At 58.4% G+C, this 13,484-nt stretch carries 14 protein-coding genes; 1 reads left to right on the top strand and 13 read right to left on the bottom strand.

The window, feature by feature from the left end; translation table 11 throughout:
- The first annotated feature begins 6 nt into the window (after positions 1-6).
- Entirely contained in the window at positions 7-1,503 is a 1,497-nt protein-coding gene (locus BLT03_RS02965; RefSeq protein WP_092740214.1) for a conjugal transfer protein TraG N-terminal domain-containing protein, read from the top strand.
- Between the two features lie 13 nt (positions 1,504-1,516).
- Here BLT03_RS02965 and BLT03_RS02970 read toward each other — a convergent pair whose 3' ends face one another.
- The 13 genes from BLT03_RS02970 to BLT03_RS03030 all read right to left on the bottom strand — a co-directional run bounded on the left by BLT03_RS02970 (position 1,517) and on the right by BLT03_RS03030 (position 13,465).
- Positions 1,517-1,882 carry a DUF3742 family protein gene (locus BLT03_RS02970; protein WP_139160302.1) on the bottom strand — a complete coding sequence of 122 codons (366 nt, stop codon included), beginning with the start codon at positions 1,880-1,882 and terminating at the stop codon, positions 1,517-1,519.
- A gap of 24 nt (positions 1,883-1,906) precedes the next feature.
- A complete protein-coding gene (locus BLT03_RS02975; protein ID WP_092740218.1) occupies positions 1,907-2,320 on the bottom strand; it encodes a PIN domain-containing protein in 414 nt (137 codons plus the stop codon).
- Positions 2,307-2,540, bottom strand: coding sequence for an AbrB/MazE/SpoVT family DNA-binding domain-containing protein (locus BLT03_RS02980; RefSeq protein ID WP_092740220.1), 234 nt, complete (start codon positions 2,538-2,540; stop codon positions 2,307-2,309). Before BLT03_RS02980 ends, BLT03_RS02975 begins: the two co-directional genes overlap by 14 nt.
- A gap of 301 nt (positions 2,541-2,841) precedes the next feature.
- Positions 2,842-2,982 (bottom strand): hypothetical protein, encoded by a 141-nt coding sequence (locus BLT03_RS02985; protein ID WP_175537650.1) that lies wholly within the window; start codon positions 2,980-2,982, stop codon positions 2,842-2,844.
- A 66-nt stretch (positions 2,983-3,048) separates the two neighbouring features.
- Positions 3,049-3,828: a Qat anti-phage system TatD family nuclease QatD gene (gene qatD / locus BLT03_RS02990; RefSeq protein WP_092741001.1), complete on the bottom strand. Its 780-nt coding sequence runs from the start codon at positions 3,826-3,828 to the stop codon at positions 3,049-3,051.
- A gap of 14 nt (positions 3,829-3,842) precedes the next feature.
- Positions 3,843-5,210 carry a Qat anti-phage system QueC-like protein QatC gene (gene qatC / locus BLT03_RS02995; protein ID WP_092740222.1) on the bottom strand — a complete coding sequence of 456 codons (1,368 nt, stop codon included), beginning with the start codon at positions 5,208-5,210 and terminating at the stop codon, positions 3,843-3,845.
- Complete coding sequence (gene qatB, locus BLT03_RS25070; protein ID WP_353615272.1) at positions 5,207-6,175, bottom strand: Qat anti-phage system associated protein QatB; 969 nt, start codon at positions 6,173-6,175, stop codon at positions 5,207-5,209. Before qatB ends, qatC begins: the two co-directional genes overlap by 4 nt.
- Positions 6,097-8,061 (bottom strand): Qat anti-phage system ATPase QatA, encoded by a 1,965-nt coding sequence (gene qatA, locus BLT03_RS03005; protein ID WP_092740226.1) that lies wholly within the window; start codon positions 8,059-8,061, stop codon positions 6,097-6,099. Before qatA ends, qatB begins: the two co-directional genes overlap by 79 nt.
- The gene (locus tag BLT03_RS03010) at positions 8,058-8,663 is read right to left on the bottom strand and encodes a poly-gamma-glutamate hydrolase family protein (protein WP_092740228.1); all 606 of its coding nucleotides are present in this window, start codon (positions 8,661-8,663) and stop codon (positions 8,058-8,060) included. Before BLT03_RS03010 ends, qatA begins: the two co-directional genes overlap by 4 nt.
- A 3-nt stretch (positions 8,664-8,666) precedes the next feature.
- The gene (locus BLT03_RS03015) at positions 8,667-10,457 is read right to left on the bottom strand and encodes a UvrD-helicase domain-containing protein (protein WP_245711218.1); all 1,791 of its coding nucleotides are present in this window, start codon (positions 10,455-10,457) and stop codon (positions 8,667-8,669) included.
- Entirely contained in the window at positions 10,430-12,178 is a 1,749-nt protein-coding gene (locus tag BLT03_RS03020; protein WP_092741005.1) for an ATP-dependent nuclease, read from the bottom strand. Before BLT03_RS03020 ends, BLT03_RS03015 begins: the two co-directional genes overlap by 28 nt.
- A gap of 260 nt (positions 12,179-12,438) precedes the next feature.
- Positions 12,439-12,714: a hypothetical protein gene (locus tag BLT03_RS03025; protein ID WP_092740230.1), complete on the bottom strand. Its 276-nt coding sequence runs from the start codon at positions 12,712-12,714 to the stop codon at positions 12,439-12,441.
- A 139-nt stretch (positions 12,715-12,853) separates the two neighbouring features.
- Complete coding sequence (locus tag BLT03_RS03030; protein ID WP_139160303.1) at positions 12,854-13,465, bottom strand: hypothetical protein; 612 nt, start codon at positions 13,463-13,465, stop codon at positions 12,854-12,856.
- Positions 13,466-13,484: the final 19 nt, after the last annotated feature.

Here is a 13,484-nt window from a genome sequence, read left to right on the forward strand (position 1 = left end):
GATCCCATGACCCTCTACACCACAGACTACCTGGAGTACTACCTCACGCTGGTCGGCTGGATCGTGCACAACGGGATCTGGAGCATCTTGGTGGCCAGTGGCGTGTTCGCTCTGCCCTTCGTGTCCATCATCATCCAAGAATGGCTCCGTGCACGAACCGAGGGAGCCGACGAAGGGAACAAGGGAGTCCTGTCGGCGGCCCGCATCGAGAACCGCGTGTGGGTCGCCATCGTGGTCATCATGTTGGCCGGCATCCCCTTCATCAACGTCAATCTCTCGACGATCCAGTTCGATGCCACGCGCTCCACGCAATGCGAGGTGGATGTAGCGACGCCGCAGGACACCCGATGGTCCAATGCCTTCACTACGCTCAACAACCAGAGTGCGCAGGTGCCGGTCTGGTGGTTCTTCATGCATGCGATCTCGAAAGCGGTTACCGGTGCGGCGGTCGCTGCCATCCCGTGCGGCACGGACCTGCGGCAGATGCGCATGGACATCGACAGCACACGCATCAACGATCCGATACTCGCTCAGGAGGTGGCCGACTTCACCCATGACTGTTACGGGCCTGCGCGGGCAAAACTCTTCATGGGGCGGCCAGCGCTCTCCGACACGCAGATGAACGATGTGACCTGGATTGGATCGGCCTACTTCCTGGGAACCGGCGGGTTCTACGACACCTACTACTCGCAGACACCGCGCTCCGCCTGGCCCTATAACGCAACGCGTGATGCAGGCCTAGCCCAGGTGGACAACGGAGGCGGCTATCCAACCTGCCGGCAATGGTGGTCGGACGGCGACCAAGGTTTGCGCAGCCGTTTGCTCGCCCAGGTGGATCCCGATCTGCTGTCGCGTATCGGGCGATGGGCGGGTTTCGTATCCCGTCAGCAAGCGGACGATGCCATCATCCGCGCGATCGCCGCACCGCGGCAGCAGACAATGAACCAAGGACAGGCCTACGCCGACTACGGCGGCCAGGTGGACATGACGCTACCCAACATCGTGACGCGCGGCGCAGCTGACGTCGGTCTGGCAGCTGGCTCGATCGGGTTCTTCCCGGCGATGGATGTGGTGCGGCAGGCGCTGCCGATGGTTCTGTCGTTTCTCAAGATGGCGATGGTCATCTGCATCCCCCTCGTCCTGCTATTTGGCACTTACGACCTCAAGGCGGTGGTGACAATGAGCTGCGTGCAGTTCGCGCTGTTCTTCGTGGATTTCTGGTTCCAATTGGCCCGCTGGATCGACAGTACCATCCTCGACGCGCTCTACGGGTGGAACTCACCGCACAGTAATCTCAACCTGTTTCTTGGCCTCAACAACGCCCTCGGCGACATGCTCCTTAACTTCGTCATGGCGTCGATGTTCATCGTGCTGCCAGGGTTTTGGGTTGCTGCCTTAGGCTGGGCTGGCTTACGCGCTGGCGGAGCATTGCAAGGGCTTTCTGAGGCCACGAGGGGCCCCGCACAAGCAGGAAGCAAAGGATCGAAGCTCGTCCTGAAGTAGTCCGCCAAAACAGCTACATTCGCTCATCAAACCGCGGGTCCGGATCGTCGTCGTAGTTGACGGGGTCGTAGAAAACATTTTTTCTATGGTCATCGACCTTACTGAGAAATGTCTTCTTTTGGGAAGTTCCAACAAGCCAGACTACGCCTACAGCAACGGTAGCGAGCAGGAACGCCCAAACAGCCAAATAAAAGACACAACCAAACACCACTAGCTTCGCGCAAATTCCAGCAAGTTTTGCAGCATTTGGCGAAATGCCAGACGAAATCATTCGAGCAACGAACTGCATGTCTCGCTGCACCAGCCAGCGCCATGTCCGAGCAGCAGCACGTCCAGCCCACCGACTCAGTGTTGGCTTGGAGTAAGAGGTAGCCATCATGGTGTCCTCCAGCAATCGTTGGGGTCAGGTGTTGAATGGATTCCGAATCGAAAGGCTTTCTTCGATGATGAGGCCGTGGTGCATGTCTTCCGTGTACAGGGTCTGACAGCCTTCGATAGCTGCCGCCGCAATGATGCAGGCATCGTAGAACGACAACTGGTGCCGTTTGGCCAACTGCCGAGCCCGGTCGTGCACGTCGACCGTGAGAGGCACAACTTTGCAGAATTCCCGCACCAGCGCAAGGAATTGCCCCACCTCGCCCCACCCCATCCTGAGCTTGCGCACACACACGTGCGTGACTTCGTTGAGCACCTGCACGCTGATGATCGGCCGCCGCTGAAGGAGCTTTTCAGCATCATCCGCCTTCGCGGCGTTCTCAGACAACAGGTAAAGCACGACGTTGCTGTCGAGGAAGATTTTTGCCTTACCCCCCACCATTGGCCTCTTCCCGGTTGAACCTGAAATCTGCCGGCAGCTTGCCGCGGAACGAGCGCAACCGTTCCAACAGAGCTTCCGAACCTGGCTTCTTGCGCACCGCGAAAAGGCGCGGCTCGTCCACGACGATTTCAATGTCGTCGCCCTCGCGCAGTTCCAAGGCCTCGACCAGGCTCGCAGGCAGGCGCACTGCCAGGCTGTTGCCCCACTTGGCTACTTGCATGTTCGCACCTGCAAAAAAGATATACATATCTGACGTATATCCTACTACTCCTAAGCGTCTTCGCAACCCCGGACGCCATTGCGACAGTCAAGACAGAAAAATGGCATCAAAGGTCAAAAGGAATGGAAGGGGCAACAAGGGGAAAGGCTCTATCCTGGAAAAGGTAAAAGGCTATTTATGAGTGAGCGCAAAGGTGGCCGCGGCATACACCTTCAAATCCAAGCCAGTGCAAGGTTGCACAGCCTTCCCGTCTTTGCTCACTAGCATCGAGGACGCATACTTAATGGCGTCATACGTCTCCTTAGCTCTTCGCTTCATACCATCCGGCCTTATAGGACAGCTTCCCTGCAGCAACCATGCTTTTTAGGCCAGGGTAATCGTCTGCTTGATCATTGATCAGCTTCTTCTTCAGGTGTGCTATCTCTTTCACTGTGAGTGGCATGGTCGTGCTCGTCCTTGATCTATGCATCGGTGAGAGAAACTGATGGAGCGAGTGGAGCTTGACCCTCTAAAGGCCTGTTGGGAGCACCTGTTCACCGGGTTCGAGCAAGCTGCGCAAGTTGCTCCTTACGGTTGCAGCAATCGAAGCAGATGTAATGTTTAGCAACTTCGCCAGCGCTTCAATAACCATCGCAACATCTGCGGGCTTTGAAGGTCTCGAGCCGGTCTTTGTGAACGGTCCATCAGTCTCGGTCAGCAACCTATTGAGCGGAATGGTTGAGACCATAGCCGAGTGCCGAGGGTTTTCTAACATCGCCGCATTGATCGAGAAGTAGCATCCCAGTTCGAGCGCACGCGTTGCCTCCGCCTTCGTACCCGTGAACCAGTGAAGCACAATTTTTCCACGTGTCGGTGGGAGATGGGACTCGATGTGATCGAGCACTATCTTCGCAGCACGGATGCTATGGACCGTGATGATCTTGTCCCCCGCTTCCGCGCAACGCTGCAGTACATGCTGAAAGATTCGCTTCTGCAAATCGATTGACTTGTAAAAGCGTGGCCCCGCATCGAGGCCAACTTCGCCGATATAGCGAGTCTCCGGCAAGTACCGATCCCACAGATCTAGTTCACCTGCCCTTTCCGCGACCAGTTGAGGATGCAGCCCCAGCGCCGCACGCACGTGACGCGTACCTTGGGCCAATTGATGGTTACGAGGCCAAGCCCTCGGCGTCGTCGTCACCGCCAGCGTAAAGACACCTGCGTCCTCTGATTCTTGAACCGCGGCGGGATGATCCGGATACAGATCGAGATGGCAATGAAAGTCTACGAGGCCTGACGTTGAGGACATGTTCGTTCCCGGCATCAACTTGGCCTTGTTTCGACGCCATCGATCAGGCGCGCAACTTCGGCAAGGCCGCGGCGGTAAACATCTGCAAGCTGATCGAGGTGCGTGACCTCATCGGCAAGTGAGCCAGGCTTGTGGATAAGGAGGTTTGCGAGCTGGGGCCGACCGCGTAGGCGTTCTATCGCGTACTGAAAGGATCGCACCTGCTTTCCCGTAGATTCTCGCGTGTCCAGTGCCTTGGCGTGAAGATCGGGCACCGTATAGGTTGTCTTGTCCTCTCCGGCACCCCATGCTCTGTCCAACGCAGCACGTCGAATCAGGCACGGCAAACAGTACCCGCAATGCTCGATGCCGAGCCCCTGCCACCGCCCCTTTGTCGGCGATGAACACGACAGCGAATCCGGAGCAAGTCTGGTCAGCAGAGCGTGATTCCCGCAACTTAGGGCCATTTCCCCTTTCGTCTTGTCCCAATATGGGTTCTCGATGCGCCCATTGATGCCCAGTTCTGCAAGCAGTTCGTTCCAGCGCGCCATGTAGTACGGGTGGGTGGTGCGTGTGCTGTTCGAACCAAGACGCAACGGGTCCAAGGGAACGTTCAACGCGATCAGCCCATTCTCGGGCACCCGCAGGATGAAGGCCTTGTCCAGCCCGGTCCCTGCAAACACGCCCAATGCAAAGAATAAGAATGAGCGACCCCGCGTGCTGTTTTCCGACCCGACATCCTCGACAAGGCCGTCGACGAATGTCATGCCCACGCGCAGACGCTCGAACGATGACGTGCCGTAGTGCTTCTTCAAAGCGGCAAAGAGCTTGCCTTGGGCATCGCTAGTCGCGCCCTCCCCGAAGTGACTGACCAGCAGTGGCGTTGATGCGCCCTCCAGCAAATCGATGGCACCAATCAAACTGTCTAGGCCACCTGAAAACAGGCTCACGGAATCGAACGTTGGCGCAATCAAGGTGGGGGGCGCTTCTTGGGCAATGGTCGCGAACCTGGGCGGCCGCGCCCGAAACCCAATCGTCCAGCGATCGCCCGTTAAGAAATTCAAGGCTTTCACCAGCGTTGGGACCGCAGCCGCCCAGCGCGCTGGGGCACTGACTGGAATGACTAATCGGATCTCCCGTGTCCAGGAGTCCTGTGACTGTTCTGCGCGGGAGATACGAGTATCCGCAGCATGAACGTGCGCAGCGACCACCAGCAGGTCAATGCCAATTTCCGATGGGAAGACACCCAGCTTCTTTAGGCTCGTCAGCGCACCGCCAATGCCATGGTCAAGCGACTGCTCCCCCGCGACCAGCTGCAGCAAGGTGAGTTGTTCGTCTGCGGCCGTGGGAATTTGGGTGTGATCGTCAGGGCCGAAACGGCCAGCCAGAAGTTGCCGTTTCATAGGTCGGCCTCCGCTTGACCTAGCGATTGAAGGATCGCGAACGCGGATTCATAGACGGTGTCCACGAACGACTGGATACGCTCCGAGCTCAGGTTCGGAGACTCGGCACGCGCTCTCGTAAGTGCATCGCTAACTCCGCCACGAATGAAATCGCGCAACTGCGCCTCCACCCGATGCGCCGCCTGTGCGTCCGTCGGCATCGTCACGGCCTTGGTACCGATGTCGTTGCAGATTCGAGCTTCAATCGCATGCGTCGCGTACAACTCGAAGACTGTTTGCATCTGGTCCGGCGTGAAGGTCGAAAGATCGGTCAAGCCTTCGGTGGTCAACTCGATGATCGTTTCAATATAAGCCTCGCGCGCGATACCCTCATCGACGGTGCCCGCCCCAGGACAGATGTAGTCAGCCAGGCCGACAAAGATCTCGGCGATCGGCCGTCCCGCAAGCGACTCAAGGTCCAACGAACGTAGCGCTTCACGAAGACCACGGGTTTGCGCATCCGCCAGGAAACCGAGCAATCTCGCACCGGAGCCGCGTGAGGCTCCCATGCGTTGAGCCGCCTGGCGCGCGCCCCCTGAGGATGTGGAGACGTACCGCGAGACAGCGCGCCCGAGGCTGGCCCGGTCGGTGCCCCCTGAGCCAGCAAATCGCGTGAAACTATTGCGAGCGCCGGAAAAGCGCTGAGGATCAGCCACTGCCGGAATTGCCGGCCGCTTCGGCGCGGCAGGGGGCGCGGCGCCATCACCCGGTGCAGCGCCATCGCCGTTCGCCCCATCGCCCACGGCCGGCGATGCCGGCTGTGAACCACCGCCGTCCGCATCTCCAAGCCAAGAAGGCACCAGTGGTGTGCCGCCGCTCGGACCGCCGTACGCCGTCGACGTTCCCATCAGCGCACCCCTTTCGTGTCTTTCAATGTCAACTCGGAAGCCGTTTTGAGTGCAAGGTTGTTGGTCAGCTTGCTCCATTCCGTCAGCAGCGTCGTCAAGCGCCCAACACACTCCGCGTCCTTGATGACACCCTGCCAGCCGCGCACGGCCCACGGCCCGCATTTACTGCTCGGCAGCGCCTCCAGGAAGTCCAGCAATTTGCTTTGCAGCCCAGGCTGCGCCTTCACTAGCACGATGAGGCCGTCAACACCGGCCGGCATGGTTTCAAAGGCGCCAGTGCCCATGATCTTGGTTCGCACTGCCTCGAACACCTTATCCGCTTCGGGCTGCACAAGCAGCTTCAGTTCGGCTTCATAGCCCTGAACCATCATCTTTCCGCCGAACAGCTTCTCCACCACGCTGGCCAAGTGCCCCAAGACCGACACTGGACCGAAGTAGTCCTTCTTATCCTTCGTCACAAAGAGGTACGGGCGAAGATCGATACCGGACAGCAAGGGCTGCACGCGCGCCCAGTCTCGAACCATGTCCGACGATTTCCACTCCGCAAGGACGGCGTTCTCCGATGCGGGGATGGCGGCTTCCATCGGCTTCGAGCCTTTGCGCGCATCCGCTGCAACCGCCTTGCCGTCACTCTTGGCACCGGCTCCATCGTCGGCGAGACCCTTCTCTAGCATCTCCAGATCCTCGCAGATACCCTTTGGGTGGACGGCCGCGACAAAAGCGATTTGCTCAAAGAGCCGTGGAATGAAACGCTCGGCAAGCATCAGCTTCGCCAGCACGGGCAAGGTGATGTCGGCGCCGAATCCACGCGCTGTCGCTGTACGCTCCCGCAACAACAACGTATTTAGAAAGCGCTTGATCTGCCGCGGATTTCCCTTGGCACCACTCGCCAGAATCGGACCGATCTGATCGCTGAGCGCGAGCGCATTGTTGGCCTTGTCCGCTTTTGTCCCGAGTGCGGCCTTGACGGTCGCAGCGTCGAGACCGGCGTTTTCCCAAGGCCGCTTGAGGCGTTCCCGCGCAGCGGCAATGAGCTTTGCGTAGTCGGCGTCGTCGTCGCCGATCTCAGCACCTGTCAGCAACAGCGTCACGTAGATGCGCGTCTCAGTCTCGCCCAAGGCCGGGATGCGAAACGGAACCTGGATCAATTTCTCCAGGTAATTCCGAGCGTAATCGCGCGGCCCCGTGGTCTCCGGCAGATCAGGGAAGTGCTTACGCACCGCGTATTCGATCATCGCCTCGTCCGCTGCGACGACGAACGCCGTGCGGGCAGTAAACACGAACAGACGGATCGCTTCGAGCGTCTCTATGGCCGTATCCGGCAAGCAGCGATCAAGGTCGTCAATCAACACAATGAGCTGCTTAATTCCAGCATCTTTCAGGAGTTTGTCGAACGCCTTGCGAAAGGCCTCAACCTCCTCCGGAACGTTCTTGGTTTCTGTCGGCTTCAATATCGACTTCACACCTTCAATGGCGGACGTGATGTTTTCTTTCGTCGCCAGCTTGCCGGGGTCCGCGAACATTCCTTCAAGCGTTCCCACGATGGCACTGATCTGGTCCGGCGTCGGGATACCGGTGAATGCAGTGACCGCCAGGCCACCTGCGCGCTTCGCGACCTTCAACCAGTCAATGCGATTGAAGACGTCCTTAACAGCGCCAGCGGCCTTCGTCATTGCCGGGCGCTTTTCGACCAAGCCGGTAACGATGCCTTCGATCAATGCGATCTTGGCATCCTCGAAACCCTGGAAGCGCCAGCCGTTGAACTTCAGGCACAACACGTCGTCATTGCCTGAAAATCCTACCTCGATCATCTCAAGAACACTGGACTTTCCGGCACCCCAATCGCCGTGAACTCCGATCGTGACGGGGTGATCCGGCTTCTCACGCAACAGTTCGATGATCGTCTTCGCAATCGCTTCGTTGTTGAGCAAGTCAACTTTGGTTTCGTTGTCGGTCAGAATCATTCGCGTAGCCCCCCAGGTAAGTAAATCGGCAACGCAAGCAACACCGACCGAATGGCAGCGGAAATCGCATCGCACGGCCCTTGACTTCTCAGCGCCATCGTCATCTCGATCTGCACGCCGACTCCGCGGCGTCCACGGTTGCAGATGTTCTTTGGTTCGACTGCCGGGAATTGGTGACCTTGCAATTGAGTGTCGATGCCAAGTCCAGCGATGGCCTGCGCCAAGCTGAACTTCAGTGGTTCATCCAGGCCGCCAACAAGCGCCTGTTGCTTTTCCCCACGACATCCGTGTATCGCAATCACATGATCACAGTTAGACAGCAGCTCCAAGCATCGCGGCTCATCGAACTTGTGGCTCGTCAGATGAAGCGCGGCATAGTTGCCGGCAGGAAGAATTCCCTCGAACAGGTAGAGGTTGAAGTCCGCATCGGCGACCGCGCTTGCAACGTCCGACGTGTATTGTTCGATGCTCCCTCCGTGCGGCGCTATCACGGCGACGGACGACCTTGCGTTCGGGCGTACATGGACTCGGTAATCAGAGCCCTCGACCTGAACTTTGGCCAGATCTCGGAAACCCATGTAGTTGTCCGCTAGGTTGCTCATAGCTCAGGCCGGCTCAGCAACTGCGACGGCGACACCGACTTCCTGAAATCCACGGGCGAGCAATGCTGGCCGAAGCTCCGCGAGCGCGTTGGATGGCACCCCCAACCACAGAAGATTCCTGGCGCGCGTGGCGGCGACGTATCCGATACGACCGAGTTCGGAGCACACACCTGCTAGCAACGCGGAGACATGCTCCTTGGTTGCAAGATAGAGCACCGCATCCAGGCTTTCGCCTTTCGCTTGGTGCACCGTATCCACGCGGATACGTGCGTCCTTTTCGGCAGCAAGATCACCTCCGGTCATTAGCGGAGCACTGGGCAGCGCTTTCTTCGCCAGTTTGTTTCCCAGGTTGTCAGCCACTTTCAGCCCAAATTCCTGATCGAGAACGGCCAGCAAAGCCTTCGTCCTCACCAGCAACAGCGGATGCCACTGCGTATCCGCCGTCAATCCAGCGGCGGGCAAACCAGTATCCGGGTTACGAGTGAATCTCCAGATGAGGCGGCGCAAGGGCTTCATCTCCCGGTAACGCGCTGGTTGTGTGATCCGAGCTATCAGCCCTTGCGGAGGATCAGCGAGCAGGCCAACGATGCCCGCCGCAACCAATTTGAATGCACCCAGGTAGTCTTGCCGCCTGTCCCTGAGAATCGTTGCCTGCGCAAAGACCTTCACTATTCCCTGACCTGCAGGGGCATCGTTGCCGGCCAGCTTGTCTGCCAGATCCCGGCCTCGACAGAGCACCGCTGCACTTTCGGTCTTCAAGCCGGCTGAGACGACAGCCGCATGAAATGCAGTGATGAGTTGTTCGCGTTCGGCGTTCTTGTAGGCAATAAAGTACGCACCGTGGAGAGTGTCAGGGGCGCCTCGTTCCGCGATGTCGGTGCGGATCGACAGCTTGTTGGCCAGCGCCAGAATCTCAGGGACGGACCGATAGTTCCGGGTCAGTCCATAGCCATTCACTCCCGGGCGTTGTCCGTATTGCGTCAGGAACGCCCCGTTGGCGCCAGCAAATTCATAGATGCCTTGGTTCGGATCGCCGATCAACGAGATCTGTGCTCCAGCCTTGATAAGCTGCTCAAGGATTGCCTGGTGTAGCGTGCCGATGTCTTGCGCTTCATCAATCAGTATGTGCGGGTAGCGCCGAACCAGTGCCCGCAGTACGCCCGGTTGCCCCAACAATGCGCGATAGCACCAGTATCGTCCGAGGTTATGGGTATACGCCCCCACCTCGGCCAAGCGAGCCGCAACCGCCGGACCATTGTTGATCGGCAGCAAGGCATTGTGCTGCTGATAGTGAAACAGAGCAGCCCCGGCCTGGAGGTTCACCACCACCTTTCGCATATCGACGGGCTGCACCGGAAAGTCCTCTGTGGCCGACTGCACCCAGAACCTTAAATCCTTATTCCGGAGAAAAGGTTCCGTTCCAGCAATAAGGAATGGCGTCCGGTCACAACCCATCGTCCGATGGCCGTGTGGACGCAGCACATTGCTGGTGATGAACCCATCCAGCGTGTCGATTTCTACCCTATCACGACCAATGCCTGGGGAAAGAGCCTGCACCAGAGATTGGTAGCTCTGGCGGAAAGTATCTACGGCCACATTGGAAAATGACAGCAACGCGACTCGGCCACGGTGATCGCCGAGTCGCTTGCGGATTTCTGCAAGCCGGCGCACTGCGGTCCGTGTCTTCCCGCTGCCTGCGCATGCGACGACCGACATCGGCTCAAGGGGGGCGTCGATGATGGCCAACTGTTCGGCCGACAACTCCATCATGGCTGCGCCGGCGCCGTTTGGCATGCGTGCACGATGGCGTCCCGAATGTAGTCAGGCACCTTGCAAGCAGCGCCGTCAGATAGCACCTGCGCCAGCGCCTGACCAAAGCGTCCCTTTTGAACGTTGTTCTGTTTGCGCTCGAACATGCCGCTGAACAGGGCACGCGCTTTCGCTGCATCATCTACTGCGACATCGACCGCTGCTCCAACTGTGCTAGCAATCTTTGGGTGGAGTTCCCTAAGGGCCTTCAGCATTGCGGTGCGATTGTCGGCATGCAACGCCAGGTCGTATTCAAGGGTCTTCAGTCCATGAAAGACCCTCACGAAGGTATCTTCCTTACCCTTCATCTTGGCAGTGTTGTCGGAGACTTTGACCACATCACCAAGCGCCGGATACAACGCTTGCGGTTCGCTGTCATCGATGGGCTCGTCCACGGGGTCTGCATCCGTAATCACTGCCACCGGAATCTTCAGCGCTTTCTTGCCGAACAACGGCAGGAACGAGTCAAAGTTCAAGCCTTCGACGCTGATCAGGCTGACGCCGTGTTCGCGCAGCTTGAATCCGGCTTTCTCGGCCAGCACGCTCACCAGCATCAGCTCGGCTGCGCCTTCGACGAAGATCACTCGACGCGCGAAGAACAGTTCCGCGCGAGTAACGTCCAGATAGCGTTCAAGCTTTTCGCGCTTACCCTTCTCGAAGGTAATGGTTCGCGGAAAGAAGGTCTCTACCGTCGCCCCGGTATCCACCAAGCAGGTCAAGCTTTTGAGATCGGCAATGCTGGCGAAGTTAGGGGAGTGGCTGGTCACGAAAAGCTGGACCGGATTTTCACCCTCGACGGCCTTAATCGTCCCCAGATAGCTGAGAAGAATCGCCTGGAGCTGGGGATGCAGATGCGCTTCTGGCTCTTCGACGATCAAGCCGCGATAACTTGCTTCCGGGTTCTTAGCGAGTTCACTAAGTACCACCGCCATGAAGATCAGATTGTTGAAGCCCAATCCGTTCTGTTCAATCTCGAAAGCGTCCACCAGCAATGACAAGCGCGACGCCAAGCGCTGGAAATCGCTTCCGCTCAGGCCCATCTCCAGCGCCTGAGCCAACTGCGGTCCGAGCATGCTGCCGTGGCGCGTGTTGATCTCAGCATGAGTGTTGACGATGGGCTGATGCTTCTTCAGCTCATCGTCGAGCGTCTTCAGCGCCGCGTTGATTCCATCACGCCCAGCGTCGTCAGAGAGAAGCTGGAACAACCTGGACAGCTGGCTAGTGCGGCTCGGTCTGAGGCTCTGAGAGGCATCACGTAGAGGCGGCAGATAGACTCCGCGCAAGTTCTCCATCATGTCGGCGGTAAGGCCCACGTCCTCGTGGTCGCCACACCAGCGCTTGGCACGCAACCGGCCAGTCTTGTCCGCCTCGGTGTAGCGAATAGTGATGTGTGCTTCCAGCTTGCCTGCCGCGTCGGGTTTCAGCGCTGCGAGGAAATCGGCCTCATCATCCTCGTTGAGTCCTCGGAAAATATACTGGAAAACTATGTCCCCTGCTGGCTTGCCGCCCTTTGGGTGGTGCACATCGTCGGTGTCGAGCCGTGGGTAAGGTTCCTCATGGCCAGCTAGCAACGCGCGCAACGCATCTACAACAGCGGTTTTACCCACGTTGTTTGCGCCAACCAGGATGTTCAACCCAGGTTGGAAACTCAGCTCGGCTGTTTGCAGCTTCCTGAAGTTTGAGATGATCAACTGAGCCAGATACACAGGGCGTCCCTCCCACCGCATTTCTGATGATGCTGAAAGTACTTATGGTTACATCGTAGCGTATGTATCGAGATTTGAGCTAGCAAGAGCCCGTGTAGCACCCCGGCGTGTCCCTGTAGAGCTTGCGAGCTAGACTGAGCCCCTCTTGCCGAATCACGGCAACCAGGTTTTGATCCCTGAAGCCTGCGGCTCCGGCGAAACTGCGTGCGCTCGCATCTAGGATCCGTTGTGCGTAATCTCTGAGTCGACCTGCACCGCAGTCACGGAACGCTTCGCCTCGCAACTGCGTCATACCCCTCCTCCCGCGATCGCAAATAGCGTGCACCAGGCCCCTTCTCCACCTGCGCCACCAGTTGCTCTCGATCCACGTCCAGCCGGTCGACCAACCGGGATGCAAAGAACACCATTCCCTGCCCCAGCGTCTCGACCGCATCCGCCGTCGCGCAGGTGGCCAGCAAGTAGATCGTGTTGAGCTGCAGACGCGCGCTCGACAGCGAGCAAAAACCATCGCATGGTCGGACAGCACCTTCATGCAAATCATCTTCAGCATGGAGGCGCGGAGTGGATTAAGCGTGCCAGCCATGCTGGTGGAACCGGGCCCAAGGGGAGGCGACGCAAGTTCGCAACAGATGCAACCACGCTGATTCGCCTATAGTCCCGATCTGCAGACTTTGATCAGGATACTAATGGCTGCTTCATCTGCTCAAGCCGCGCATGTGCGAGCCCTGCTTGCCAATACGTCGAGAAAAGTTCGATCAGTTGAGGGTTGGTCATTCCCTGGACGCTTGGAACCTTGAAGATGATCCAGTCTTGTTTGGCGTTGTACCAGGAGCGCCCGACGCTATGCCAAGCGCTGACCGAACGGGCGTCCTTGAGTGGGACGTCATAATCACTGGAGAGATCTACGAAAAGAATCAGATTCTCACCACGGTGACTGCCAGCGCCGACCCGGTAATTTTCGATCGCCGTCCACGGGATCGGCTGTGTGACGGCTGAGTACTGAAGCCCCTGAGCGCTGAGCGTCAAGAAGGGAAGTTTTCTGCGTCGCCCAAGCCCGCGGGCGAGCATCCCTAATGCGGCCGCCATGGCTATAAACACCAAGGCAAAGACGATATTGCTCCGAAGCATCGCCACGCCGGGAAGTGCACACAGTAGCGCCAATATCCAGAGCAGCGCGCTCGAAAAACCACCTCCTTCATAGATGGTGAGCGTCTCACGCCCCTGAGCTGCCATCTCGAGTAATTCGGCCTGGGACGGATCGTGGTCCTGGCTTACGTCGTCGTGCATACAGACCTCTTGCCTTATG

Origin of the sequence: Paracidovorax valerianellae (assembly GCF_900102625.1) — a bacterium.
GTDB lineage: Bacteria > Pseudomonadota > Gammaproteobacteria > Burkholderiales > Burkholderiaceae_C > Paracidovorax > Paracidovorax valerianellae.

Excerpts from the sequence above, each read along its gene's own strand:
- BLT03_RS02965 (WP_092740214.1), top strand. The coding sequence starts at position 7 with ATGACCCTCTACACCACAGACTACCTGGAGTACTACCTCACGCTGGTC.
- BLT03_RS02970 (WP_139160302.1), bottom strand. The coding sequence starts at position 1,882 with ATGATGGCTACCTCTTACTCCAAGCCAACACTGAGTCGGTGGGCTGGA.
- BLT03_RS02975 (WP_092740218.1), bottom strand. The coding sequence starts at position 2,320 with ATGGTGGGGGGTAAGGCAAAAATCTTCCTCGACAGCAACGTCGTGCTT.
- BLT03_RS02980 (WP_092740220.1), bottom strand. The coding sequence starts at position 2,540 with ATGCAAGTAGCCAAGTGGGGCAACAGCCTGGCAGTGCGCCTGCCTGCG.
- BLT03_RS02985 (WP_175537650.1), bottom strand. The coding sequence starts at position 2,982 with ATGCCACTCACAGTGAAAGAGATAGCACACCTGAAGAAGAAGCTGATC.
- qatD (WP_092741001.1), bottom strand. The coding sequence starts at position 3,828 with ATGTCCTCAACGTCAGGCCTCGTAGACTTTCATTGCCATCTCGATCTG.
- qatC (WP_092740222.1), bottom strand. The coding sequence starts at position 5,210 with ATGAAACGGCAACTTCTGGCTGGCCGTTTCGGCCCTGACGATCACACC.
- qatB (WP_353615272.1), bottom strand. The coding sequence starts at position 6,175 with ATGGAGCAAGCTGACCAACAACCTTGCACTCAAAACGGCTTCCGAGTT.
- qatA (WP_092740226.1), bottom strand. The coding sequence starts at position 8,061 with ATGATTCTGACCGACAACGAAACCAAAGTTGACTTGCTCAACAACGAA.
- BLT03_RS03010 (WP_092740228.1), bottom strand. The coding sequence starts at position 8,663 with ATGAGCAACCTAGCGGACAACTACATGGGTTTCCGAGATCTGGCCAAA.
- BLT03_RS03015 (WP_245711218.1), bottom strand. The coding sequence starts at position 10,457 with ATGCCAAACGGCGCCGGCGCAGCCATGATGGAGTTGTCGGCCGAACAG.
- BLT03_RS03030 (WP_139160303.1), bottom strand. The coding sequence starts at position 13,465 with ATGCACGACGACGTAAGCCAGGACCACGATCCGTCCCAGGCCGAATTA.